Source organism: Stutzerimonas marianensis (assembly GCF_022810315.1).
Taxonomy (GTDB): domain Bacteria; phylum Pseudomonadota; class Gammaproteobacteria; order Pseudomonadales; family Pseudomonadaceae; genus Stutzerimonas; species Stutzerimonas marianensis.
Map to the genome: position 1 here is coordinate 279,803 of NZ_JALGRD010000004.1, position 24,768 is coordinate 304,570.

The 24,768-nt window shown below is 64.8% G+C and carries 22 protein-coding genes; 8 read left to right on the forward strand and 14 right to left on the reverse strand.

Features of this window, described 5'->3' with window-relative positions; genetic code table 11:
- Together MST27_RS09050 and MST27_RS09055 are read right to left on the reverse strand one after the other, a co-directional pair.
- Positions 1–963: a YbgA family protein gene (locus MST27_RS09050; protein ID WP_243605636.1), complete on the reverse strand. Its 963-nt coding sequence runs from the start codon at positions 961–963 to the stop codon at positions 1–3.
- A gap of 124 nt (positions 964–1,087) precedes the next feature.
- Complete coding sequence (locus tag MST27_RS09055) at positions 1,088–1,303, reverse strand: TIGR02450 family Trp-rich protein (RefSeq protein WP_243605637.1); 216 nt, start codon at positions 1,301–1,303, stop codon at positions 1,088–1,090.
- Between the two features lie 119 nt (positions 1,304–1,422).
- Between MST27_RS09055 and MST27_RS09060 the strand changes: the two genes are divergently transcribed.
- Together MST27_RS09060 and hemH are read left to right on the forward strand one after the other, a co-directional pair.
- On the forward strand, positions 1,423–2,334 hold the full coding sequence (locus MST27_RS09060; protein ID WP_243605638.1) for a TIGR01777 family oxidoreductase: 912 nt from the start codon (positions 1,423–1,425) through the stop codon (positions 2,332–2,334).
- 60 nt (positions 2,335–2,394) lie between these two features.
- Entirely contained in the window at positions 2,395–3,420 is a 1,026-nt protein-coding gene (hemH, locus tag MST27_RS09065) for a ferrochelatase (RefSeq protein ID WP_243605639.1), read from the forward strand.
- 27 nt (positions 3,421–3,447) lie between these two features.
- Here the strand turns inward: hemH and MST27_RS09070 are convergent, their stop codons facing one another.
- From MST27_RS09070 to MST27_RS09090, 5 genes are all read right to left on the reverse strand, one after another.
- The gene (locus tag MST27_RS09070) at positions 3,448–6,084 is read right to left on the reverse strand and encodes an EAL domain-containing protein (RefSeq protein WP_243605640.1); all 2,637 of its coding nucleotides are present in this window, start codon (positions 6,082–6,084) and stop codon (positions 3,448–3,450) included.
- Between the two features lie 187 nt (positions 6,085–6,271).
- Positions 6,272–6,718, reverse strand: a complete 447-nt coding sequence (locus MST27_RS09075) for a PAS domain-containing protein (RefSeq protein ID WP_243605641.1) — start codon at positions 6,716–6,718, stop codon at positions 6,272–6,274.
- A gap of 108 nt (positions 6,719–6,826) precedes the next feature.
- Positions 6,827–7,195, reverse strand: coding sequence for a dihydroneopterin triphosphate 2'-epimerase (gene folX, locus MST27_RS09080; protein WP_420864228.1), 369 nt, complete (start codon positions 7,193–7,195; stop codon positions 6,827–6,829).
- Positions 7,195–7,752 carry a GTP cyclohydrolase I FolE gene (folE, locus tag MST27_RS09085; protein WP_243605642.1) on the reverse strand — a complete coding sequence of 186 codons (558 nt, stop codon included), beginning with the start codon at positions 7,750–7,752 and terminating at the stop codon, positions 7,195–7,197. The genes folX and folE overlap by 1 nt, the downstream gene beginning before the upstream one ends.
- Before the next feature lie 110 nt (positions 7,753–7,862).
- The gene (locus tag MST27_RS09090; protein WP_243605643.1) at positions 7,863–8,258 is read right to left on the reverse strand and encodes a thiol-disulfide oxidoreductase DCC family protein; all 396 of its coding nucleotides are present in this window, start codon (positions 8,256–8,258) and stop codon (positions 7,863–7,865) included.
- Positions 8,259–8,351: 93 nt separating this feature from the next.
- Here MST27_RS09090 and MST27_RS09095 point away from each other — a divergent pair, with 93 nt between their 5' ends.
- From MST27_RS09095 to nahK, 5 genes are all read left to right on the forward strand, one after another.
- The gene (locus MST27_RS09095) at positions 8,352–9,308 is read left to right on the forward strand and encodes a MerR family transcriptional regulator (RefSeq protein ID WP_243605644.1); all 957 of its coding nucleotides are present in this window, start codon (positions 8,352–8,354) and stop codon (positions 9,306–9,308) included.
- A 69-nt stretch (positions 9,309–9,377) separates the two neighbouring features.
- Positions 9,378–11,906, forward strand: coding sequence for a pyrroloquinoline quinone biosynthesis protein PqqF (gene pqqF / locus MST27_RS09100; RefSeq protein ID WP_275973136.1), 2,529 nt, complete (start codon positions 9,378–9,380; stop codon positions 11,904–11,906).
- Between the two features lie 272 nt (positions 11,907–12,178).
- Positions 12,179–13,366, forward strand: coding sequence for a porin (locus MST27_RS09105; protein WP_243605646.1), 1,188 nt, complete (start codon positions 12,179–12,181; stop codon positions 13,364–13,366).
- 214 nt (positions 13,367–13,580) lie between these two features.
- On the forward strand, positions 13,581–14,735 hold the full coding sequence (nosP, locus tag MST27_RS09110; RefSeq protein ID WP_243605647.1) for a nitric oxide-sensing protein NosP: 1,155 nt from the start codon (positions 13,581–13,583) through the stop codon (positions 14,733–14,735).
- On the forward strand, positions 14,653–17,301 hold the full coding sequence (gene nahK / locus MST27_RS09115; RefSeq protein WP_243605648.1) for a hybrid sensor histidine kinase/response regulator NahK/ErcS': 2,649 nt from the start codon (positions 14,653–14,655) through the stop codon (positions 17,299–17,301). The genes nosP and nahK overlap by 83 nt, the downstream gene beginning before the upstream one ends.
- Positions 17,302–17,458: 157 nt before the next feature.
- Here nahK and MST27_RS09120 read toward each other — a convergent pair whose 3' ends face one another.
- The 5 genes from MST27_RS09120 to MST27_RS09140 all read right to left on the reverse strand — a co-directional run bounded on the left by MST27_RS09120 (position 17,459) and on the right by MST27_RS09140 (position 22,226).
- Positions 17,459–18,124, reverse strand: coding sequence for a response regulator (locus MST27_RS09120; protein ID WP_243605649.1), 666 nt, complete (start codon positions 18,122–18,124; stop codon positions 17,459–17,461).
- Between the two features lie 222 nt (positions 18,125–18,346).
- A complete protein-coding gene (locus MST27_RS09125; RefSeq protein ID WP_243605650.1) occupies positions 18,347–19,138 on the reverse strand; it encodes an ABC transporter permease in 792 nt (263 codons plus the stop codon).
- Positions 19,139–19,172: 34 nt separating this feature from the next.
- Positions 19,173–19,901, reverse strand: coding sequence for an ABC transporter ATP-binding protein (locus MST27_RS09130; RefSeq protein WP_243605651.1), 729 nt, complete (start codon positions 19,899–19,901; stop codon positions 19,173–19,175).
- The gene (locus tag MST27_RS09135) at positions 19,898–20,869 is read right to left on the reverse strand and encodes a YVTN family beta-propeller repeat protein (RefSeq protein WP_243605652.1); all 972 of its coding nucleotides are present in this window, start codon (positions 20,867–20,869) and stop codon (positions 19,898–19,900) included. The genes MST27_RS09130 and MST27_RS09135 overlap by 4 nt, the downstream gene beginning before the upstream one ends.
- Positions 20,870–21,026: 157 nt before the next feature.
- Entirely contained in the window at positions 21,027–22,226 is a 1,200-nt protein-coding gene (locus MST27_RS09140) for an ABC transporter substrate-binding protein (protein ID WP_243605653.1), read from the reverse strand.
- 217 nt (positions 22,227–22,443) lie between these two features.
- Here MST27_RS09140 and MST27_RS09145 point away from each other — a divergent pair, with 217 nt between their 5' ends.
- Positions 22,444–22,758 carry an EthD family reductase gene (locus MST27_RS09145; protein WP_243605654.1) on the forward strand — a complete coding sequence of 105 codons (315 nt, stop codon included), beginning with the start codon at positions 22,444–22,446 and terminating at the stop codon, positions 22,756–22,758.
- A gap of 134 nt (positions 22,759–22,892) precedes the next feature.
- On the opposite strand, the gene MST27_RS09150 is transcribed toward MST27_RS09145, so the two are convergent.
- Together MST27_RS09150 and MST27_RS09155 are read right to left on the reverse strand one after the other, a co-directional pair.
- Entirely contained in the window at positions 22,893–24,209 is a 1,317-nt protein-coding gene (locus MST27_RS09150; protein WP_243605655.1) for a methyl-accepting chemotaxis protein, read from the reverse strand.
- Positions 24,210–24,363: 154 nt separating this feature from the next.
- A complete protein-coding gene (locus MST27_RS09155; protein WP_243605656.1) occupies positions 24,364–24,768 on the reverse strand; it encodes a VOC family protein in 405 nt (134 codons plus the stop codon).

Consider the following 24,768-nt stretch of genomic DNA (forward strand, 5'->3'; position numbering starts at 1 on the left):
TCAGATGCCGTTGCGCAGGCTGAGGTCTTCAGGGTGCGGTTGCAGGTAAGCCTGGTTCGCCACGTAGCGATCCGGGTGGTGGCGGAAGTGATGCTTGAGCAGCGTCAGCGGCACGACAAGGGGCACGATTCCTTCGCGGTACTGGCTGATCACCCGCTGCAACTCCTGTTTGTCCTCGCCGCAGATATCATTCTTCAAGTAACCGCTCAGGTGCTGCAGCACGTTGCTGTGGGTTCCGCGCGAGGCCGTTTTCTTAAGCGCCCTCATCAGTTGGCTGAAATAGGCTGGCGCGAAGCTTTCCAGGGGGGCTTGCCCGACAGTCGCGACCAGCCGCCCCAGGTGCTTGTACTGCACCGGATCGGTCGCCATCAGCTGGTACTTGTAGCGCGCGTGGAACTCGACCAAGGCCTTGCGCGTCAGGCCCGCGTCGAGCAGCCGGTGCCACTCGGCATAGGCAAAGATGCGGGTCAGGAAGTTCTCACGCAGCACGGGGTCGTTGAGGCGGCCATCTTCCTCGACCGGCAGGTCGGGGCGCGCTTGCATCAGCGCACGGGCGAATACGCCCGTACCGCCGCCTTTTACGGGGTGGCCGTCGTCCTTGTAGACCTTCACCCGCTCCATGCCGCAGGACGGGGACTTCTGCATGAGGATATAGCCGCTGATGTCCTGCAGTTCCTCGGCGACTCGCTCTCCATAGGCGTGCAGCGCATCGGTGACGTCCAGGTCAGGGCGCACGCTGCCGACGGCACGGGGCTGCGTCGGGTCACCCACGAGTCGAATGGGTTCGCGTGGCGTGCCCAGGCCGATCGCCACTTCCGGACAAACCGGCACGAATTCGAAATGTCGCGCCAACGTTTCGCTGCACAGCCTCGATTCCTTGTGACCCCCGTTGAAACGCACCGGGCTGCCGAGCAGGCAGGCGCTGATACCGACTTTTATGGGTGCGCGAACGGGATGGGGCATGAGCAACCTCGTGTCTTGTACAAGAGATAAGTTTCTGTACAACCTGTGGCAATCATAGGTTGCTGCTTGTACAAGTCAATAGCAGTTGTATAAGTGAGGCGACTGGCGGTCCTGAGGCTGGCACTCAGCGCCAGCCCATGCTCCAAGTGGTCGAATCGCGCAGCCGACGCCAGTCGATCCATTCGCTACGGCGGCTGTGTATCGCCTGGAGTTCGACCTCCAACAGCTCACCCGCTTCGTCATGCAGGAGATCGACGACCAGAAAGTGCTTTTCCTTGCGTTGAGGGTGAGTCGCGGTCCATTTGGAAAGCTTGAGCTTGGCCGGGTTAAAACGATTCATGGGAGCACCTGCAACACGGAACGACTTAGGCTACGCTTGCGACTAAAGCTGTACAACTGTTTATGGTTGTATAGATGTATCATCCGCGCCACGGGTGCACTGCACCAGGGGAGAGGGCCATGAACATACTGCTGACGGGCGGAACCGGGCTGATTGGCCGAGCACTGTGCCGCTATTGGTTGGGCCAGGGGCATCGCCTCTGGGTCTGGAGCCGCTCGCCGGAGCAGGTCGCGTTGCGCTGCGGTGCGCTGGTGCAGGGCATCGGCGCTCTGAGCGAGTTGGACAGCGTTCCCCTGGATGCCGTGATCAATCTCGCCGGCGCGCCGATCGCTGACAGGCCCTGGACGGCCTCGCGGCGCGAGGTGCTGTGGAACAGCCGAGTGACCCTGACCGAGCAACTCGTGGACTGGTTGGGCAAGCGGAGCCAGAAGCCAGGGCTGCTTATCTCCGGTTCGGCGGTGGGGTGGTACGGCAACGGTGGTGATCGTCCCTTGACCGAGGATGACGAACCGGTGACCGAGGATTTCGCGGTGCGGTTGTGCAGCGCCTGGGAAGCCAGTGCACTGCGCGCGCAGTCCATGGGTATCCGTGTCGTCCTGGTTCGCACGGGCCTGGTGCTGGCGCGCAAGGGGGGCTTTCTGCAGCGGCTCAAGCCGCTCTTTGCCCTTGGCCTGGGTGGACGCCAGGGCAACGGACGCCAATGGATGCCCTGGATTCACATCGATGATCAGATCGGGCTCATAGATTTTCTGTTGCAGCTTCCTGGCGCGAGCGGCCCCTACAATGCCTGCGCGCCGCAACCGGTTCGCAACGCCGATTTCGCCAAGGCGTACGCGCGCAGCCTGGGGCGACCGGCCGTGCTGGTGGCTCCGGCGCCGGTGCTCAGGCTGGCGCTGGGCGAGCTCGCCGGGCTGATTCTCGGTGGCCAGAACGTGGCTCCGTTGCGATTGCAGACGGCCGGATTCGCGTTTCGCTTCGAGACGCTGGATGCGGCATTGGCGGACCTGCGCAAGCCGCAGTCGCCTGTGTGAAAATACCGCGCCGGCCGCGGGAGCGGCCGGGCCTCTTAAACCCGTAGTCAGGAAAGTCGTATGGCTGAGCAGGCGTTGTTGTTGGTCAATCTGGGTTCGCCCGCCTCCACGGAAGTCGCCGATGTCCGCCGGTATCTCAACCAGTTTCTGATGGACCCCTATGTCGTGGACCTGCCTTGGCCGCTGCGCCGCTTGCTGGTCTCGATGATCCTTATCAAGCGACCCGCGCAGTCGGCCCATGCATACGCCTCGATCTGGTGGCCGGAGGGCTCGCCGCTGGTGGTGCTGAGCAAGCAGCTGACCGACGCCGTTCGGCCTTACTGGAAGGAAGGCCCGGTGGAATTGGCGATGCGCTACGGCGAACCCTCGATCGAGGGCGCGCTGGTCCGGCTGGCCGGGCAGGGCATTCGGCAGGTCACGCTCGCGCCGTTGTATCCGCAGTTCGCCGAGAGCACCACGACGACGGCGATCGAGGAAGCGCGACGGGTGATCCGCGAAAAGCGCCTCGATATCAAGTTGTCGATCCTGCAGCCATTCTTCGACCAGCCCGAATACATCGATGCGCTCGTCGACAGTGCCAGACCCTACCTAGCGCAGGGATTCGATCATCTGCTGCTGAGTTTCCATGGTCTACCCGAGCGCCATCTGCACAAGACCGATCCCACCGGTGCGCATTGTCTCAAGGGTGAGGATTGCTGCCAGCGGGCGGAAGGGGCAGTACTCGCCAGCTGCTATAGGGCGCAATGCATTCAGAGCGCGGCGGCGTTCGCGGAGCGCGCCGGCCTGCGCGACGACCAATGGTCGGTGTCTTTTCAGTCGCGTCTGGGTCGGGCGAAGTGGATCGAACCCTATACCGAGACCCGCCTCGACGAGCTGGCGGCGAGTGGCGTGAAGAAGCTGATGGTCATGTGCCCGGCCTTCGTCTCCGATTGCATCGAGACGCTGGAGGAGATTGGCGATCGCGGTCGCGAGCAATTCATCGAAGCCGGCGGTGCCGAACTGCAGCTGATCCCATGCCTCAACACGCACGAGCGTTGGGTGCAGGCGCTGGTCGCCCTGTGCCGTCGCGCCCCGCTGTCGCTCTGAGCGTTAGCCACGGCGCGGCGGGTCCGCTCAGGCTCGCAGCGCCAGTTGCAGTTGTTCGAACTGAGCCAAGGGCACCGGGCGACCGAACAGATAGCCCTGGAACAAGCCGCAGCCGTTGAGCTCCAGGAGCTGACGTTGAGCGTCGGTTTCCACGCCCTCGGCGATTACCTCGAGGTTCAGTCCGGTGGCGAGCGCGCAGGTCGCGCGTACGATCGTCTGGCTGCTGGTGTCCTCGACGAGCTGGCGCACGAAGGACTGATCAATCTTCAACTGGTCCAGTGGCAGATGCTGCAAGTAGGCCATCGATGAATAGCCGGTGCCAAAGTCGTCGATGGAGAAGCGGATGCCGTGCGCCTTGAGCATTTTCATTCGCAGGATCGCTTCGTCCATGTCATCGAGCAGCAGCGATTCGGTCAGCTCGAGCTTGAGCAGGTGCGGATCGGCGCCGGTCTGCTCCAGCAGATCGAGCAGACGCTCGACGAAGTCGGCCTGATACAGCAGGTGCGCGCTGAGGTTGACGGCCAGGGTCAGCCGAGAACGCGGCGGCTGAGCAGCCCAGGCGGCGAGTTGCTCACAGGCCTGGCGCAGGACGACGAAATCCAGCGCCTGGATCAGCCCGGCACGTTCGGCCGGGCCGATGAAGTGGATCGGCGCCAGCAGACCACGTTGCGGGTGTTCCCAGCGTACCAGCACTTCCGCGCCGACCAGCGCGCCGTCGCGCCCGACCTGCGGCTGGAAATGGATGACGAATTCGCCATGGCTGAGGCCGTGCCGGATCTCATCCTCGAGCTTGAGGCGTTCCTGCACCGCCTGCTGCATGCGTGGGTCGAAGAAGCGCAGGGCGTCGCGCCCGGCCTGTTTGGCTTCGTACATCGACATGTCGGCACGCTTCATCAGCTCTTCGGCGTCGCTGTCGTGCTCGCTGAACAGCACCACGCCGATGCTCGCGCTGCTGTGCAGAGTCAGCTCGCCCAGTCGGTACGGGTGCTTGAGCGATGACAGCAGCTTCTCGCTGACCTGCTCGGCCTGCGCCGCGGCGTATTCGGGGTTGGTTTCCAGGCCTTCCAGCATCACTACGAATTCGTCGCCGCCCAGCCGCGCCACGGTATCGCTGCCGCGAACCTCGCGACCCAGGCGTTCGGCGACAAGGCACAGCAATTGATCTCCAGCCTGGTGCCCGTGCAGGTCGTTGACGTTCTTGAAGTTGTCCAGATCGATGAACATCAAGGCGCCATTGCGGCGGCTGCGACTGCATCCGACCAAGGCCTGTTGCAGGCGGTCGATGAGCAGGCGACGGTTAGGCAGGCCGCTCAGCGGATCGTAAAAGGCCAGATTGTGGATGCGCTCTTCGGCGGCCTTGCGCTCGGTAATGTCGGTAAAGGCCGCAACGTAGTGAGTGACCTGGCCCTGAGCGTCGAGGACGGTACTGATGGTGAGCCATTCGGGGTAGATTTCCCCGCTCTTGCGGCGGTTCCAGATCTCGCCTTGCCAGGCACCGGTCTGTTCGAGACTGCCCCACATCTCCTGATAGAACTCACGCGAGTGCCGCCCCGAGGCGAGCAGACGGGTGTCCTGACCGATGGCCTCGTCCGCACTGTAGCCGCTGATCTCGGTGAAGGCCTGGTTGACGCGCAGGATGCGGTTCTGCGCATCGGTGATGATCATGCCCTGTTGGCATTCGAAGGCGATGGCGGCGATGCGGCGTTCCTGCTCGGCATGGGCCCGCTCGGTGATGTCCCGGCTCAGGCAGACGACAGCCCGCTTGCTCGACTCGGCATGGGCGAGGCGCTGGGCTCGGGCCTCGAAGACCCGTATGCCTGTCGCGGTCTGCAGCGGGTACTCGTGCACGCCGCTACCGTGTCCGTCCAGGGTGTCGCGAATGAATGCGAGAAATCGCTGCGCCTGTGGCTCCGGCAGCAGGTCAGAGAGACAGCGGCCGACCAGCGTTTCGTTGGAAATGGGCAGCACCGCGGGATCGCCGGCGATCACTTCAAGGTAGCGGCCATCCTCATCGAGCACCGCGAGCGAATCGGGAATGGCTTGGGTGACGGCCCGCAGCCGTGCCTGGCTGAGTTTCATGGCACGCTCGATCTGGTCGCGCCTGAGGATGTCGCCCAGCAGCAGGCCAAGCACCACGACCGAGGGGGGCAGCACCAGGAGCATCGGAACGCCCACCAGACTCAGCGTCGGCGGTGCCAGCCCGGTCGGCAGGAGCCAGAGCGAAGCGACCACGCCGACGTGCAGGAGCAAGCCGAACAACAAGAGCTGCCAGACGCCGACGCCAATCGAACCACGGCGGTGCAGGTGTCGGTAGAGCAGCCCCAGGGCGATCGGCAGCACCACGTTGATCAAGCCGACCCAGACACCCGCACCGCCCAGCCAGGCCCGGTAACCGCCAGCGAGCACGCCGGCGATCGCCGCCACCAGCGGCCCACCGAACAACGCCGCCATACTCAGCACCACGGTGCGCGCGTCGAAGATCACCCCGGCCTGCGCGACGATGGGCATCAGCATGCCCACGATGCAGGCGCTGCCGAACCACACACCCGCCAGACATTGGCCGCGGGTCGGGTGGCTCTGGCCCCAGTGGCGCGCACTGAACGACAGCAGCCAGCAGAGGGCAAGCAACACCGCGGCGTTTTCCACAAAGGCGTAGGTGGTCAAGGAAAGGGTTCCGGTCCAGGCGCCGTCCGGTGGCGGGTCAGTAGTAGCGGTTCGCTATTATTCGCGTTTATGCCCGGATTCGGCAAATGCGCAGGCGAAACGGCCGGTGACGGGCACCGGGCCGTGACATCAGCGTATCGGCGGGAGGTTGGATCGCTTAAGCGCGGCGTTCGAAAAGGGCAGCGTGTCAGCCCTTCAGGGCAGCGAGCTCGGCTTTCAGTTGCGCGACTTCGGCTTCGAGCTCTCGGACACGCTGCCGGGCCTCGACCTCGGGTGAGACATCCTTCTGGATGCCGATGAAATAGGTCAGCTGGTCGCCTTCATTGAAAACCGGCGTGATGGACAGCTCATTCCAGAAGGCGCTGCCATCCTTGCGGTAGTTACGGATGATCTGGCGACACGGCTTGTTGCTGCGCACGGCCTCGCGGATGGCGGCCAGGCCCGGCTGCTGGCGGTCGTCGGCCTGCAGGAAGCGGCAGTCCTGATAAAGGATGTCGTCCACTTCGTATCCCGTCAGGCGCTGAAAAGCCGGGTTGGCGTAAATGAGGATGTTGTCCTCGCCCTCCTGCTCGGCGACCACGATTCCGTCGTTGGATGCTTCGATTACCAGTTGCAGCAGCTTGGCATTGATCATCGGGGCGTCTCTTGGGCGTTTCGCGGCATTCTAGAACAACTTTGCCGGGCCAGGCACGGCGCGTTCATCGTCGCGGTGCGACAGGGCGAGGAGGGGGCGGCGGAGGGCTCAGCGGCCGGCGGCAAGCGTGATCGACACCGAGTCGGCGAATCGCAGCGCATGCGGCTTGTCGACCTCGACCTGTGCGTGACACACGCTCGGCTCGCGCATCACCAGGTCGAGCAGCTCCTGAGTCATGCGTTCGAGCAGGCTGAACCGGTTGTTCTCGACATGGGCGATCACGGCCTTGGTCAAGGTGCGATAGTTCAGGGCGTCCTCGATGTCGTTCGCACGGACCGCGTTCCGCGCGGGATAGAGGACTTCGATATTGATGACCACATCCTGTTTGTTGCGGATCTCGTCGTCGTTGATTCCGATGTAGGTGCGCAGGCGCAGGTCCTTGATGCGTATGCGCGCCATGCCGGATTCGAGCGCCATCAGTGGGACCTGCCGATCAGCTGCAGGAACTCCATGCGTGTCGTGCAGGACTCGCGGAAGGTGCCGAGCATCACCGAGGTGTTCATCACCGAGTTCTGCTTTTCGACGCCGCGCATCTTCATGCACATGTGCTGCGCCTCGATCACCACGGCGACTCCGGCGGCGCGGGTCACTTCCTGGATGGCCTCGGCGATCTGGCGGGTGAGGTTCTCCTGGATCTGCAGGCGTCGCGCATACATGTCCACGATTCGCGCCACCTTCGAAAGCCCCAGCACTTTCCCGGTGGGAATGTAGGCCACGTGGGCCTTGCCGATGAAGGGCAGCAGATGGTGCTCGCACAGCGAATAGAGTTCGATGTCCTGCACGATGACCATCTCGTCGTTGGTCGAGGCAAAGAGCGCGCCGTTTACAATGTCTTCGAGCCGCTCACCGTAGCCCTTGCACAGGTACTGCATGGCCTTCGCGGCGCGCTTGGGTGTGTCGAGCAACCCCTCCCGCTCCGGGTCCTCGCCGAGCCCGACGAGGATCTGCTGGTAGTGACTGGACAGTTCGGTCATGCAAAGGACCCTCATGCAGCGAGATGCGCTGAAAATGCCGTTCCACGGCGACGTTGCGCGAAAGTTATACCAAATCAACTTGCCGTACAAGAATTCAGACGAGTCCTGCCTTATCGCTTGCAGCGATCCGTGCATCGACGAGCGCCGTCGGGGTGCGGCAACCAGGCCAGGTGGGGGCGGGCAAGGCTGAACAGGCGATAGGCGGCCAGCAGCAAAGGACGAAGCGGCCGCCAGCCGAGCGGCGCGGCCCAGGTGTGAAGGCCCGCTGCTCGCCAACTCCAATAGGTTGCGTCCAGGCCGGTCAGCCATTGGCCGTTGGCGCTTAGCGCATGGAGCTTGGCACGTAGCTGGTCCGTTGATCGGCCCTCTACAGCGAAGTCCGGGTCGTTGATGTCTACCAATTGAAGACGGGCCGGATCGGCATGGCGACGCAGCCAGGCGATTTCTCTGGCGCACAGCGGACAGGCCCCGTCCACGAACAATGTCAGGGGAAGTGCAGGCGACATGTCGAACCTCTCGATTTGTATAGCTTTTGTACAGCCTATGCCGCCTGGGCCTGGGTTACAATGCGCGACCCATTCGCATGAGCTCCTTGCGTCATGACTGATTTCGCCCGTGCTTCCAAGCTGCTCGCCAACGAGTCCCTCAAGCAGGAAGAATTGTTCCCCATTCGCGAAGTGTCGAGGCTCACCGGCGTCAACCCGGTGACGTTGCGTGCCTGGGAACGGCGTTATGGTCTGATCCAGCCCACGCGTACCGAAAGCGGGCATCGCCTCTACTCGATGGCTGATATCGAAGCGGTTCGCAATATCCTGGCCTGGACCGAGCGGGGTGTTGCAGTCAGCAAGGTTGGCAGCATCCTGTCGCGCAACGCCGCGACGCGCGCCAGTGCGCCGCCCGAGCAGCAGGAAGCGGTGGCAGGCGAGTGGGGCGAATGGCAGGCCCAGGTTCAACAGGCCGTCGGCGATTTCGACGAGGTGCGCTTGGACCAGGTCTACGGGCAGATCTTTTCTACCTACCCGGTGCCGGTCGTGTTTCAGGAAGTGCTCTTGCCGTTGTGGCAGCAACTGCTGTCGCGCCGTGACGAGTTTGGCCGCAGCAGCGAATGGCTGTTTCTCGATGCCTATCTGCGCGCGCGCGTGCTGCAGCGGTTGCAGCTGGCCCGTGGTCGTGCCGAAAAACGGGTGTTGCTCGCCGGCGTGACTGGGCAATGCCGCGAACTCGAACTGCTGGTCGCCGGGCTGCTGCTCTCCAGTGAGAATGTGGCAGTACACGTATTGGCAATCGGCCAACCACTCGATGAGCTGACGCTGGTCTGCGAGAAAGTCCAGCCTCATGCCTTGATCCTGTATTCGAACGTTCCGCCGAATGCGCTGATCCTGCGCCAGTTGTCGCGACTGGCATTGTCGGTCGATTGCCCGCTGGCGATGGCGGGTGAGGCGGCGGAATTCTCGGAGGAGGGGTTGCGCGGCACACCGATCGCCTGTCTGGGCAATTCCGGCAAGCTGATGCAGCACCGGTTGATGCAGTTCCTGTCGGGCCGCCTCGATACCTGACGCAACCCCGAACAATTGTGCTGCGGTACGGTTGGCGCGATGCTGTGTTCCCCAGCCGAGCGCGTGCCAATGACTCGACCCGATCCTCGTCTTCATCGTCCCCCCCTGGATCGCCTGCCTAACGGCCTGCGAGTGCGGATGGTGCCGTCAGTCGCCGGCACCCAGGCCGCTGCGCTGGTGCGTATCCACGCCGGCTCGCACGACGCACCGGTGGCGTATCCGGGACTGGCGCATTTCCTCGAGCACATGCTGTTCCTGGGCAGCGCGCAGTACACGGCGGAAGCCGCGCTGATGCCCTTCGTGCAGGGTGTGGGCGGCCAGCTCAACGCGACCACCCGCGAGCGCCATACCGACTTCTTCTTCCAAGTGCCGGCACGACATCTCGAGCAGGCCTTGCTGCGCCTGCTGGACATGCTGACGCAGCCCAGCCTCGACCTGGACGCGCAGCGGCGCGAGCGAGAGGTGTTGCATGCCGAATTCCTTGCTCGCGCGCAGGACAGGGAAACGCTTTGCGACGCCGCGTTGGCGACGGCAATCACCCCGATGCACCCGGCCAGCCGCTTTCATGCCGGGCACCGCGAGACGCTCCCCGTGGACGACCCGGCTTTCCAACAGGCCCTGCGGGGCTACCTCGACCACGCCTACCGCACCGGAAACATCGAGCTGCTCCTGACGGGGCCGCAGGACCGCAGCGAGCTACAGCGCCTTGCCCAGATGGCTGATGCCAGGCTGCGGCCGGGCGCGTCCATGCCGCAGAGCGCGCCCGCGCTGCACACACGCACCGATCGATGGCTGACCCTGCATCTGCCGCAGGCCCGGCCGCGGTTGTTGCTCGGTTTCGTCATCGATGGATGCCCCAAATCAGCGTCCGTAGAGGACTATCTGGCGAGCTGGATCGCGTCCGAAGCGCCAGGCGGCCTGCTGGCACGGTTGCGCGACGCCGACCTGTGCCAGGGGCTGGCGATGCGCGTGCCGTACCGGTTTGGCGACCAGGGCGTGCTGGTCATCGAAGCCGTGCTGGGGGGGGCCGGGCAACGACAGCGCGCCGTCGTTGCCGGCGCGGTGCTCGACTGGTTGCGCTTCTTCGCCGCTCCGGTCTGCTGGCCGGTTTGCAGCGCGGACTATCAGGAGGCAACGCGTCGTCGCCTCTTGGGTACCGAGCCGTTGCAACGGCTGCGGCACTGGGTCGAGCCGGGCGCCTGGTCCTGTGAGGCCGGCCCGGAGCCAGAGGCGGTGACAACACTGGTGCGGTGCATGCTGGCTAGCGACCCGGTGACGCTGACCCTCACAGGCGAAGACGGCGCGAGCGGCGAGCCGGTTGACACCCAGGGCTTTCCGCTGCGCATGACACACCAGACGCCGGAGCCCATGGCGATGCCGGACTGGTGCTGGCAAGTGCCGCAGCCAAACCCCTGGTTGCGTTCGACCAGCGACATGATCGAAAGCGGTCAGCCTGCCGAAACGCTGCCGCTGCGCGCCCTCGGGCCGCAGGATGAAGGCGGGCAGGGCGCACTGATGCTGCGCTGGCGGTTCACGAACCCGCCAGCGGCTCGACACTGGCACGCCGTCGATCTGGCATTGCGCAGCCGCGTCTGGGCGGCACGGCAGGCGGGCGTGGAGCTGGCGTTCGAACACCTTGGGTGCAGCTGGACGCTGAGCCTGCGCGGGTTCGCCGAGATCATGCCGGATATCCTCGCCGACCTGTCACCGCTGCTGGCACGGCCGCCCGCCAGGTATGTGGCTGAGGGTGCGTGTCGTGCCGAGCAAGCCGCCACGCTCGGGCAGGAGGCGATGCTGCTGCGTCAGTTGCTCGACCGGCTGCCCCAGGCCGTGGCGGACCCAGGCGAGTCGCTGTCAACCGGCCTTGCTGCTGCCGAAACGGCCAATCTGGAAGACCACTGGCATGACGCCGTCTGGGAAGGGCTGGCGGTCGGCTTTCCCGAGGCGCGCATGGCGACGCTGCAAAGTGCTCTACGGAGCCTCCCGGGCAGGCCGATCAGCGCCGCGATGGCTTCGGTCGCGCCTGGCCGGACGAATCGCTGGCTGCATATTCCCGGTCCATCGGGTGGTGAAGTGGCCTATGTGCTGTTTCGTCCGCTGCCCGGGCTCGATGCACCATCCGAGGCGGCCTGGCGCGTTTTTGCCCGGCTATTGGAAGGCGCGTTCTTCCGCCGGCTGCGCAGCGAATTGCAGTTGGGCTACGCCGTGCTATGCCGCTTTGGTCAATTCGCCGGGCAGGCTGGGGTGTTCTTTGCGGTGCAGTCGCCGACGGCTTCTGCTGGCGAGATCCATCGGCATGTCGAGGCCTTTCTCGAGGCATTCTCCCTGAGACTGCACGACTGGCCTGCGCGAGACCTGGCGACGGTCACGCGCGAAACGGCCGAGCAGCAGGGCGAAGCGCTGGCCGAGTGGCGCGGCCGCAGCGAGCGGGCCTGGCAGGCGGTACTGGCCGGTCAGGCGCCGGAGCACATCGAGGCGGTCAGGGCAGCGATGGGCGTGCTGCGGCCAGCGGACCTGATCCAGGCGTCGCGTTCGCTGAACGGAGCGGGGCGGCTGGTGCTCTCCAACGCTCCGATGCCGACGTCCGAGTGGCCTTAGGGCCGCGCTGAACCGGATCGTTTTCCCCAGATCGTTCGGTCCTCGACGGCGCGCCGGGGCGGTACCCGCACTGGGCAGCACCTCCAAAGCGCAACGGCGTAATACCGAAGCCTTGCTTCCAGCAGCGCGGCAACCACCTCATAGGTAGGCGATACGGTGCTTGCGGCCAAAGCAGTAGCAAAACGCCGCCATCGCAGCGTATGGCGCTCCAGAGGCGCTTTCGATAATCCGCCTCGACACGACTGCCCGTCGTCCCATCAGCGGAGAGCGCCATGCACAACAAGAAGAACGCCGTAACCACCCTTATGCCGCTGGCCCTGGCCAGTGCGGTTGCCATGACCCTGAGCCAGTCGGCCGTGGCCGAAATCACGCTCTACGACCGGGACGACACCCGCTTCTCGGTGGATGGCTACTTCAACACCTTCTACGTCAGCAGCGATGTCGACCGCGCCGGCGAGCAGTTCGACCGCGACCAGTCCCGCGTGAAGATGGGCTTCCTGCCCAATTACATCGGCTTCAACTTCGCCAAGCAGCTCGACGACCTGAAGCTAGGCGGACGTTCTTCCTTCTGGGTGAGCATCAACGACAGCGACACCAACGGCACCGAAACCGGTATCGACGTCCGCCAGTTCTACGGCACGGCCTCCAACGATCAGTGGGGCGAAGTGCTGTTCGGCAAGGACTTCGGTCTGTTCGGCCGCTCCAACATCTTCCTCGACGAGATGCTCGCCGGCTACGGCCAGGTCAGCGACACCCTGGGCCTGGTCGATTTCGGCGGTGTGTCGTTCGGCAACATCGGCACCGGCTACCCATACCCGTTCCCGACCTCCCAGGTCACCTATCGCTCTCCGGTCATGAGCGGCCTGCGAATCGCGGTCGGCATCATGGACCCGGTCGACACCACGGACGATGCCAGCAGTGCCCTGGACGAGGCCTACCAGGACAGCCCGCGCCTGGAAACCGAAGTCACCTACCAGTTCGAGGTCGGCGGGGCGCAGTTCTATTCCTGGATCAATGGTATGCAGCAGACCTCCAGGAACACCGACAGCAGCGTCGACGAGGTCGATTCCAAGGGCATCGGCTACGGCATCCAGGCGAAGATGGGCGGCTTCTCCGTAACTGCCTCGGGCTTCCAGGCCGAAGGCATCAACCCGTTCTACACCAACAATGCCGGCGAAGCGCAGCTGCGCGATGTGGACAGCGATGGCTACCTCCTGCAGGGCTCCTACTCGTTCGGCAAGAACCGCATCGCGCTGTCGACCGGCAAGACCAAGGACGACGGCAACGGCCTGGGCACCGCCGCCGACTACGAGACCCGTGGTATCGCCTACTTCCGTACCATCAACGACAACCTGAAGCTGGTCGCCGAAGTGAATCAGTTCGAGCTGAGCGGCCGCGACACCGACGCGCTGGACGAAGAAACCCGCACCTACGCCGTTGGCGCGGCGCTGAGCTTCTAAGTCACCTCGCGGCGGACAGGCGGGCGCCTCCCGGGGCGTTCGCCTTTTTTCGTTCAGACCACCCGAAACCGGCCGCCCCGCGGTGTTTCGTCGCTTTGCTACCTTGGCACGCCGCTGCCGGTACTGAAGTAGCATTTTCGTGCCCTATGCCCTGACCAAGAATGGGGTCATACGACAGGGCAATGGGGTGGGGTGCGTGGAGCAGGAATCCTTGATGGTACGCACAGCGATGTCCGACGCCCGCGACCCGGAGCGGGTCGCGCAGGACCTGGCGCGGCAGTTGATCCATCCGCATCTGGGCTTCGTGCTGTTCTTCTGTTCCGCCGAATATGACCTGCCTGTGCTGGGCGATGCCTTGCACCAGTACTTCGGCGGCGTGCGCATGGTCGGCTGCACCTCCGCTGGGGAGATCACCGCGCAGGGCTACGGCCGCAGTTGCGTGACCGCCGTCGGCTTCGATCACCGCAGCTTTTCCATTGCCTGCGAACTGATCGACGAGATGGACCGCTTCAGCCTGATCGACGCCCAGCAATTGGTCGAGCGGCTGGGCAGTGACTGCCGCAGCAACTCGTTGGCACCGATCAAGGACCACAGTTTTGCCTTGACCCTGCTCGACGGCCTGTCCAGCCGGGAAGAAATCGTGCTGTCCGCGCTCAGCGCCGCGTTCGGCAGCATCCCGCATTTCGGCGGCTCGGCCGGCGACGACAACCACCTGACCAATACCCACGTCTATTACGACGGCCAGTTCAGAAGTGGCGCGGCCATCGTCGTGCTGATCAACACCTGGCTGGAATTCGAGGTGTTCACCACGCACCACATCCTGCCGCGCACCGAAAAGCTGGTGGTCACTCGGGCCGATAGCCATGCGCGGCGTGTCTACGAACTCAATGCCGAGCCTGCCGCCGAGGAATACGCGCGGCTGATCGGTGTCGGGGTCGACGAGCTGGACCACCGGCTGTTCGCCGCGCACCCGCTGGCGGTACGCATCAACGAGCACTACTACGTGCGCTCGATCCAGAAGGTCAACGACGATCTCAGCCTGACCTTCTACTGCGCGGTGGAGAACGGCATCGTCCTGACCGCCATGCGCCCCGGCCCGCTGATGCCCAACCTCGAGGCGCTGTTCGAGCGGCTGGAACAGCGCCTCGGCGCGCCGCTGCTGACCATCGGCTGCGACTGCTTCCTGCGGCGGCTGGAGATCGAAGGCAACGGCTCGACGGCGGACACCTCGGCCTTTCTCAAACGCCAGCAGGTGATCGGCTTCAACACCTATGGGGAGCAGTTCAATGGCATGCACATCAACCAGACCTTCACCGGCGTCGCCATCGGCCGGCCAGGAGGGCGCGCTGGAGAACGAAGTGCTCGCTGAACTGCTCGGCAGGCAGGCCGACCTCGAGCGGGAGAACCAGAAGCTCCGGCGCATCAACGCCGCGCTGATCGAGCGCGTCGAGTCGAGCGGCACGGGGCGGGATGCGTCCTACGCGGCGTTCCAGCATTCGGTGGAACTGGCCGAGCAGGTGCGCGAACGCACCGACGCGCTCAACCAGGCGATGGCCGAGCTCAAGGCCAGCAACCGGCTGCTCAGCGACGCTCGCCTGCGGGCCGAAACCGCGCACCAGCACCTGGTGGACGCGATCGAAAGCATCTCCGACGCCTTCGTCTTGTTCGACAGGGACCAGCGCATCGTCCTGTTTAACAAACGCTTCAAGTCGCTGTGGAGCCGGACCCGCGCACGCATCAACAGTGGTACGCGCCTGTCCGAGCTCAAACGGCTGGCCGAGAGCAGCGGACTGATCGCCGAGGAGCACCGAGGCAAGGCCAATGAGCCGACCGTCTACCGGTTGCACACCGGGCGCTGGGTGCAGGTCAGCGAGCGCCCCACGCGCGAAGGCGGCCTGGTGATGCTCTACACCGACATCACCGAGGTGAAGATCAGCGAAACCATGCGTCGCGAGCAGGCGCTGGCGCAGAAGTCCCGGCTGCTGCAGCGCGCCGTCGACAACCTCTCCCAGGGCGTGGCGATGGTCAGCGCCGACGGTAGCCTGGAGCTGTGGAACGGCCGCTTCCTCGAGCTCTGCGGTCTGGCGCCCATCGAGGCGCATCGCCCGTTCGAAGAGGTAATGGCCGACAGCGAACTGCGGCTGCTCACACCCGCTACCGTCGATGCCAACGGCCAGCTGCTGACCGAGCTCGAGCAGCACCTGTTCGACGGCCGGACGCTGGAAATCCGCACCCATCCGCTGCCCACCGGCGGCTTCGTCAACACCTTTACCGATATCACCGAGCGCTACCGCCATGCCGAAGCGCTGCGCGAGAGCGAGCGCTGGATCCGTCTGATCACCGACCACGTGCCGGCGCTGATCGCCTATGTGTCAGCCGACCTCACCTACGAGTTCACCAACAAGGTCTATGAAGAGTGGTACCGCTGGCCGAGCGACGGCATGCTCGGCCAGCCGCTGCGCGAGATCCACACCGGTGAGCACTGGCATCAGCTCGAGCCCTATATCGAGCGAGCGCTGTCCGGCGAGAACGTGAGTTTCGAAATGGCCGAGCGGAACCACTCGGGCCAGCAGCGCTACATGCTGCGTTCCTACGTGCCGAACCGGCTGGCCAACGGTGAAGTGGCCGGCATCTTCGTGCTGATTCAGGACATCACTGACCGCCGCCGCACCGCCGAGGCGCTGCACCAGGCCTACCAGAACCTGGAGCAGCGCGTGCGCGAGCGAACCGCCGAACTGACCAGCCTCAACGACCAGCTGCTCTGCGAGATCGACGAGCGTGCCCACGCCGAGGCGCGCTTGCGCGAGGCCAAGCGAGAGGCGGAGCTGGCGAACCTGTCCAAGACCAAGTTTCTCGCCGCGGTCAGCCACGACCTGCTGCAGCCGCTCAACGCCGCGCGGCTGTTCACCTCGGCGTTGCTCGAACAGCCCAGTGCACCAAGCAGCGGGCTGATCCGCAACATCAGCAACTCGCTGGAGGATGTCGAGAACCTGCTCGGCACGCTGGTGGACATCTCCAAGCTCGACGCCGGCGTGATCAAGCCGGACATTGCGCCCTTCGCCGTCAGCGAACTGCTGGAAAACCTCGCCGCCGAGTTCCGTCAGATCGCCGGCAGCGAACGTTTGCAGCTCGATTTCATCGGCTGCTCGGCGCTCGTACGCAGCGACATTCAGCTGCTTGCCCGCATCCTGCGCAACCTGTTGACCAACGCCATCCGCTACACGCCCTCGGGTCGCGTACTGCTCGGCTGCCGGCGGCGCCGGCAGAGCCTGTCGATCGAAGTGTGGGACACGGGCATCGGCATTGCCGAGGACAAGCTCGAGGAAATCTTCCACGAATTCAAACGCGGCGATGGCGTGCGGCCGCAGCAGGATCGCGGCCTGGGGCTGGGGCTGGCCATCGTCGAGAAGATCGCGCGGATGCTTGGGCATCGCATTCAGGTCGCCTCGGTGCCGGGACGGGGGTCGAAGTTCGCCATCGAGGTGCCGTTGGCCAAGCGCGCGCCCAAGGCGGGTGTCGAGCCGCCAACCACGGATCTCCTGCTCGAACGACTCAAAGGCGCCCGCGTCTGGGTGCTGGATAACGACACCTCGATCTGCGCCGGCATGCGCACCTTGCTCGAAGGCTGGGGATGTCGGGTCGTCACCGCGCTATCCGAGCAGGACCTGGCCGGCCAGGTCGACAACTTCCATGCCGACGCCGATCTCATCATTGCCGACTACCACCTCGACAACGGTTGCAACGGCATCGACGTCGTCGAAACGGTAAACGCCCGTCGCGCCAGTCCGTTGCCGGCGCTGATGATCACGGCCAATTACAGCAACGAGCTGAAGCAGCAGGTCCGCGAACTCGGCCATATGCTGATGCACAAGCCGGTCCGCCCGATGAAGCTCAAGACCGCCATGTGCCACATGATGGAACACGGGCATTCGTGAGGGAGGGCGGCTCGCAAGCTTGCGCCCACGAAACGCACTGGCAGCGGCTCTGCCAAGGGTGCGTTCCAGGCCCGCCCCGCCTTGTAGGAGCCAGCTTGCTGGCGATCCGGCGCCACGCCGAAATCCTGATCCGCGCCTGCAGCGCGGTGCGGACTACCTATCGGCGCAGGTAGGCGGTGAAGTCGATGTCACCGGCCGAGAGAATCGCCTGCACGCGGTTGTGCACGTTCAGCTTGCGCAGGATGGCCGAGACGTGGGCCTTGACGGTGGTTTCGGCGATGTCGAGGTTGTACGCGATCTGTTTGTTCGATTCGCCCTTGGTCATGCGTTCGAGCACCAGCAGCTGCTTGCGGGTCAGGGCCTGGAGCAGTTCCGGCGGGATGCTCTGTTCGTTGTGCTGCGACTGACGCGTGCCGGCCTTCTGGCTGCGGATGATGTCCGAGGGCAGGTAGACGTTGCCGTTGAGGATCTGCTCGATGGCCTCAGTCATCTGCGCGCGGGGCGAGGATTTGGTGATGAAGCCGCAGGCGCCGTAGGTGATTGCCTGCAACACGATCTGCTTGTCCTGCTCGGCGGAGACGATCACGACCGGAATGGTCGGCGCTTCGTTGCGCAGGTTGATAAGCCCGTTGAGGCCGTGCATGCCGGGCATGTTCAGATCGAGCAGGACCAGATCCAGGTCGTCGTGCTCGAGCGTCAGGCTCAAGGCGCTGTCCAGATCCGCGGTTTCGAGGATCTCGCTGCCGGGAAAGCCATCCTGGATGACGTTGTGGATGGCCTCGCGAAACAGCGGATGGTCGTCAGCGATCAGTATCTTGTACACAGCCGGTCACCTCATTGTTGTGATTATGCTGGGGCGAATCGGTAGGGCGTTCCGGGGCAGCAAGGTGCGAATAGGCGTGGCCTGGCGAGTTGGATCAGGCGGCTCCTGCACGGCCAGGTCACGGCGTCCGGTACTTCGGTCGGCCACATTACAGAGCAAAGTCTGCGCTTTTGAAATCCTACGATCGACAAGAAAAGCAGTACCAAAGTAGTAGAGCCAGGGTCAGGCCGCCCGGCGTAGCGCCGCGTGCTGCGGGTTGAAACTGAGCACCGAGAGCAGGGCGAACAACAGCGTCGGACCGAGGCAGATGCCCAGCGCCGTCGGATTCAGGCGCTCGTACAGCGCGAAGCGCACCAGTTCGACCGCGTGGGTAAAGGGGTTGGCCGCGCAGATCCAGTACAGCCATTCGCTGGCCTCGCGCATCTTCCACAACGGGTAGAGCGCGGAGGAAAGGAAGAACATCGGGAAGATGACGAAATTCATCACCCCGGCGAAGTTCTCCAGTTGGCGGATGCCGTTCGACAGCAGCAGCCCCAGCGCGCTGAGCAGCAGGGCGACCAGCAAGAGCGCCGGCAGCGCAGCGAGCAGGCCCATCGGCGGCGGCTGGACGCCGTAGAGCCAGGCGATACCGAGGAAGGCGTAGACCTGCAGCAGCGAGATCAGCGCCGTCGCCAGCAGCTTGCTCGCCAGCAGGAAGCTGCGCGGCAGCGGGCTGGTCAGCAACACGCGCATGCTGCCCATCTCGCGGTCGTACACCATCGACAGCGAGCCCTGCATGCCGTTGAACAGCAGGATCATGCAGGCCAGCCCGGGCACGATCCAGGTTTCGTAAGTGATGTAGGTGTCGTAGGGCTCGATGATGGCGATGCCCAGCGCCGCCCGGAAGCCGGCGGCGAACACCACCAGCCACAGCAACGGGCGGACCAGTGCGCTGAGAAAACGCGAGCGCTGCTGGACGAAGCGCAGCCACTCGCGCGCCACGATCGCCCGTAGGCATTCCCAATAGGCCGTCATGCGGGTAGCTCCGAAATCATCTGGGCCTGGCTCATCAGGCCGCGACCGGGTTGTCGGTGAGGCGGGTGAAGGTGCGTTCCAGATCGCCGTCAGGAGCGGACAGTTCGCCCGCGCGGCCCTGGGCCACCAGTCGGCCGCGATCGAGGATCAGGAGGTCGTCGTCGGCCTGCACCTCGTCGAGCAGGTGGGTCGTCCAGAGCACGCTCATGCCCTCGGTCCGGCACAGGGCGCGGACGTGTTCGTTGAGGGCGCGGCGGCTCGCGGGGTCGAGCCCGGCGCTGGCCTCGTCGAGCAACAGCAGGCTCGGCTTGTGCAGCAGGGCGCGGGCGATTTCCACGCGGCGGCGATGGCCACCGTTGAGCTCGCGCACCTTGCTCCGGCCGCGCTCGGCCAGGTGCTGGCGTTGCAGCTCCTGCGCGATCCGCTCGTTCGCCACCACACGTGGCATGCCATGCAGCGCGGCGTGATAGCGCAGGTTCTGCTCGACGGTCAGGTCCAGGTCGAGGGTGCTCTGCTGGAACACCACGCCCAGGCGCCGCAGCGCTTCGCGTGGGCGCTCTCGCAGGCTGAAACCGGCGACGCGGATGTCGCCCCGCTGCAGTTCGTACAGGCGGGTCAGCTGGGCGATCAGCGTCGACTTGCCGGCCCCGTTCGGCCCCAGCAAGGCGGTGAAGCGGCCCGGCGCGGTCCGGAAACCCACGCCCTGGAGCGCCTCGCGCGCGCCATAGGCGAAGCCGAGGTTCTCGACCTCGAGGGCGCTCATGGCGCCACCACCACGCCCCAGGGGTAGCGGCCGACCTTGATCGACTTGACCACCTTGAGCGAGCCGACGTCGATCACAGAGACATCGCCGCTGACACCGTTGGTGGTCAGCAGCTGGCTTTCGTCGAGGTTGAACGCGATGTGCCAGACCCGGCGACCGACCAGCAGGTAGTCGAGCACCTCGTAGGTGTTCGCATCGACCACCGCGATGTGGTTCGCCGGGCCCAGCGCGACGAATGCGTATTTGCCGTCGGAGCTGAGCTTGATGCCCACCGGCTGGACCTTGTCCGGGTGCACGCCCTTGAGCTTGAAGTTCAGCGTCTTGATGATTTTGCGCTGCTCGACATCGACGACGCTGACCGTCCCGCCGATTTCCGAAGACGCCCAGAGCCGCTTGCTGTCCTTGCTGAACTCGACGTGGCGCGGACGCTGGTCGACCAGGGTGTTGTCGACCAGCTCGTGGGTGGCGGTGTCGATCCAGTGCAGCATGTTGGTGGTTTCGCTGGTGTTCACCGCCCATTTTCCGTCGGGGCTGACGCCCATGCCTTCGGGTTCCACGCCCACGTCGATCTGCGCCAGCACTTCCTCGTTGTCGACGTCGACCACCGTGACCAGCGCATCGTCCTCGTTGGAGATGTACAGCCATCTGTTGTTCGGGTGCAGCGCGAACTGTTCGGGATCAGCACCGGATGGCAGCTGCTTGATGATCTTGCGGGAAGCCAGGTCCATGACCTGCACGGTGTTCGAATCACTGGCACAGATATAGAGCAGCGTGTTGTCACGTGACAGCGTCAGGCCGCGCGGGCGCTGGCCGACCTCGAGCGTCTCGACGGTTTCCAGAGTGTCCAGGTCGATCACGCTGATGCTGTTGTCCTTTTCGTTGGAAACGTAGGCGGTCGCAGCCAGCGCGTATGGGCCGACGAGCGCGAGCGAGCAGGTGATCGAGGCGGCAAGGAGCGTTCGGGTCATTGTGGGCTTCTCTTGTTGTTGTGCAGCCCGTTGACGGGCCTTGGAAGCGGCAGGTATATCCAGTCGCCGCAGGTATTCGTCAGCGCCTGCCGCTGCTCGCTGACGGCTTTCGCCGTGGCAGGCGGCGCGAGCAGCAGGGCGGTTGCGCATAGCCGGTTCATGGCGTCGCCTCGCTCAGTCGGCACTCGCTTTCGGGGCGGTCGAAGCCCAGGGTGTCGAGCTCACTGGTCTGATGCAGGAACCCTTCCTGCGGCGAGTTGCTGACCAACCCGCGCGGGTGCACCAACGGGATGGGCTGGCGCAGCTGGCCATTCCAGGAACGGAAGGTGAGCTTGCGACCCTTGAAGCCATCCACCGGCAGCGTCTCGCTGAGCGACAGGTCGCGGATGGCCTGCGCGTCGTCGGTGCCCAGCTTGGTGATGGCGGTGGCCAGGCTGCGCACGCCGATCCAGGCGGCGAAATCGCGGTCGTTCATCCAGCGCTGGGCGTGGGCTTCGAAGCGCTTCTGCAGCTGGGCGGCGCCATAGGTCTCGACCGTCTTGTGCCAGCCGGTCGGCGTCAGGCCCTGGGTGCCGGCCACCGGTCGCGGCAGCCAGGTGTGGTAAGGCACGTATTCTCCGAAATCGCCACGCTCGTCCGCCACCACGACCACGTCGTACTCGTCGGCCTGGGTAAACAGCGGCATGTCGGCCTGGGCGGTGCGGCGCTGGTCGTTATCGAAGGTCCAGGGCTTTTCCTCGATGATCCTGTGGCCGAAGCGTTTGGCCGCGCGCTTGAGCGCGGTGGCGTACGCCTGGTCGTCTGCGGTCGGGCCGCTGATCAGCAGCCAGCGGTTCCAGCGGCGCACGGCGAGAAACTGCGCGAGGGCGTCGGCCAGCATGCTGCGGCTGGGCAGGGTGTGCAGCACGTTGGGCAGACAGCGGGCGGTACGCAGGCGGTCGTCCGGGCTGCCGGCGTTGATCAGCAGGCTGTCGGGCATCGCCTCGGCGAGCTGCTGCAGGCTTGCGGCGGGGGTGTCCACGATGAACAGCCGCAAGCCCTTGGCATGCAGCGCGCGGGCGGCTTCGAGGAGGGCGTCGGGCGTCTCGCCTTCGGCGCTCTGCAGGCTGTAGCTGTGCTTGAGAAAGCGCCCGGTGGTGTTGCTGTCGGCAATGGCGAGCTCCGCGCCGCGCAGGCCCGCGTCGCTCGGCTCGGGAATGACGTTGGATAACAACGGACCGGTGTCGGGCCGATAGGCCAGGTAGCCGATGCGCACCGCCAGACCCTCGGGTGCGGCACTGGCGATGCCGGCGAAGCAGGCAAGGGCGATCAGCCAGCCCGCGCGGGCCAACCCGGCACATGAAAGAAGAGGGCGCATGGACGACTCCTGTGGCGTTGCGGCCAGCATAGGAACCATGGCGGGCAGGGGAAATATTCAGAAAGTACCGGTGGCTGTGTACCAAGGTAGTAAACCGGCGCGGGGCAGCGCCTCCTAGCGGGCTGCGGCTGCGGGGTGAGACGAGCGCGGCCCGTTTCGCTGTGCCATAGTCCAGAGCCGTTCAGCCGATACCCGGCCGTCTCTACAAGGAGCCACCATGATCAAGGTCAGCGTGATGTACCCCAATACCCCCGGGGCACGGTTCGATCACGACTACTACCGAGACACGCACCTGCCGCTGCTCAAGGCGCGCCTGGGTGATGCCTGCCTGTATTACACGATCGACCGGGCCTTGACCGGGCCGGCCGATGTGCCGGCACCCTACGTCGCGATGTGCCACATCTTCTGCGAGTCGCTCGAGGCGTTCCAGGCGGCTTTCGCGCCCCATGCCGAGGAGATTGTCGCCGACATCGCCAACTACACCGACCTGGCACCGATCCGCCAGATCAGCGAGGTCGTGGTCGGCCACTGAAGGCGGGTGCAGACTTCGGTGGCATGGCTGGCTGAACGAAGCACAGCGCCGCGACAGGCTCGGCGCGTTGCTCGAAGCGGACGGCTGGGGATGGCGCGATGTCTACGGCGACGATAGCGCTGGCTGAGTCGCCGTCAGTTGTGCAACTGACTGGCGAACTGGCCGACCGCACTCACGACACGCTGGGCGCCGTCCTGAATCTCGACGATGACTGCGCCAGCCTGGTTGGCGAAATCCAACCCGCTTTCGGCCTGGCTGCGGCTTGCCGACATGCTGCGCACGGCGGCTTGAGCCAGGTCCTGGTTCTTGCCGACCACGCCGACGATCTCTTCGGCGGCCTTGCTGCTGCGTGCCGCCAGCTGGCGGACTTCGTCGGCCACGACTGCGAAGCCTCGGCCCTGGTCACCGGCGCGGGCGGCTTCGATCGCCGCGTTGAGCGCCAGCAGGTTGGTCTGGTCGGCGATGTCGCTGATGGTCTTGAGGATCGAGCTGATCAGCTGGGATTGCTTGTCCAGCGCCTCGATGCCGTCCGACGCCTCCTTCATCTGGTTGGCGATGCGACGCATGACGTCGACCGTCTGCTGCACCACCGCCGCGCCGCGCTGGGCACTCAGGTCGGTCTGTTGGGAGGTGCTGTAGGCGATGGTCGCGGCTTCCGAGACGGCTATCTCGCGGTTGACCTGGTCGGTGATGACGGTGGCGAACTTGATCACCTTGTAGAGCTTGCCGTAGACGTCGTGGACTGGGTTGTAGGAAGCCTCCAGCCAGACGATCTGTCCGTGCGAGTCGACACGCTTGAAACGGTCGACCACGAACTCGCCACGGTTGAGACGTGCCCAGAAGTCCCGGTAGGCCGGCGATTCGGTTTCTTCGCGTTCGCAGAACATGCGGTGGTGCTTGCCCTTGATCTGTTCCAGGCGATAACCCATGCCGTCGAGAAATTGCTGGTTGGCGGTGAGCACGTGACCGCCCAGGTCGAACTCGATGACGGCGGTCGAGCGCTTGAGCGCGCTGATCACGCTCTCATGCTCGCGAGAGGTGGCAATGGTCCGGGTCAGGTTGTTGGCGCAGAGGGTGAACTGGCGCAGGGTGCCGTCGGCCGTCTTGATCGGTTGCCAGATCGAGCGCAGCCAGGCTTCGTTGCCGTTGGCCTGTAGCAGGCGGAAGGCGCCGCTGAGATGCTCGCCTCGCTGCATTGAACTCTTCAGGCTGGCGTAGTTGGGCTCCTTCTTGAATTCATCGGTAAAGAAGCTATCGAGCGGCCGGCCGACGAGGTCTTCGAGACGGTACCCCATCTCGCTGAGGAACATCGGGTTGGCATGCTGAACGCGACCCTGGGTGTCGACCTCCAGCACCATCATTTCCCTGTACAACGACTCCTTGATCTGGCGATTGGTCGCGACTTCCTCGCGCAACTCGGCCAGCTCTTGCTTCAGCTTCTTGTTGAACATAGTTCCGTACCCGATGAATAGGCGAGCAACGCTTGCTCCTCCACGTTCTCGGCATAGCCAAACCGTTCTTCAATGCCGTTCATCAAAAAAGCGCGTGGAGGCGTCCGCCGTCGTTGACAGCAGGTGAAACTACCGTGCAGAGGCACCGTTGCGCTCAGGCGTGGCGGGGTACTTCGTAGGGCTCGCCGACGAACTCGATCAGGCAGAAGCCGTTGCCAAAGGGGTCGCTCAGCGTGACCAGCTGGCCCCATTCGAACGGACGGATCGGCGTCTCCTGCAGGGCGCCGGCCGTGACGGCGCGGGCAGTGGCGGTGGCAATGTCCGGAACGACGAAGTCAGGATGAATGGGCGTCCAGTGCCGGGACCAGGGATGCGCGGCGCCGGCCGGTGCCGGATCCGGTTCCGCTCGTTCGATCAGGTAGAGACGGCACCCGGCGCCAAGCATTTCGGCGGCGCCTCCGTCGAACAGCGAACGGCTGTAACGCAGGCCGAGCGCCGCTTCATAGAAGCGGACACCACGGTCGAGATCCGCCACGTCGATATTCAATAACAGATACAT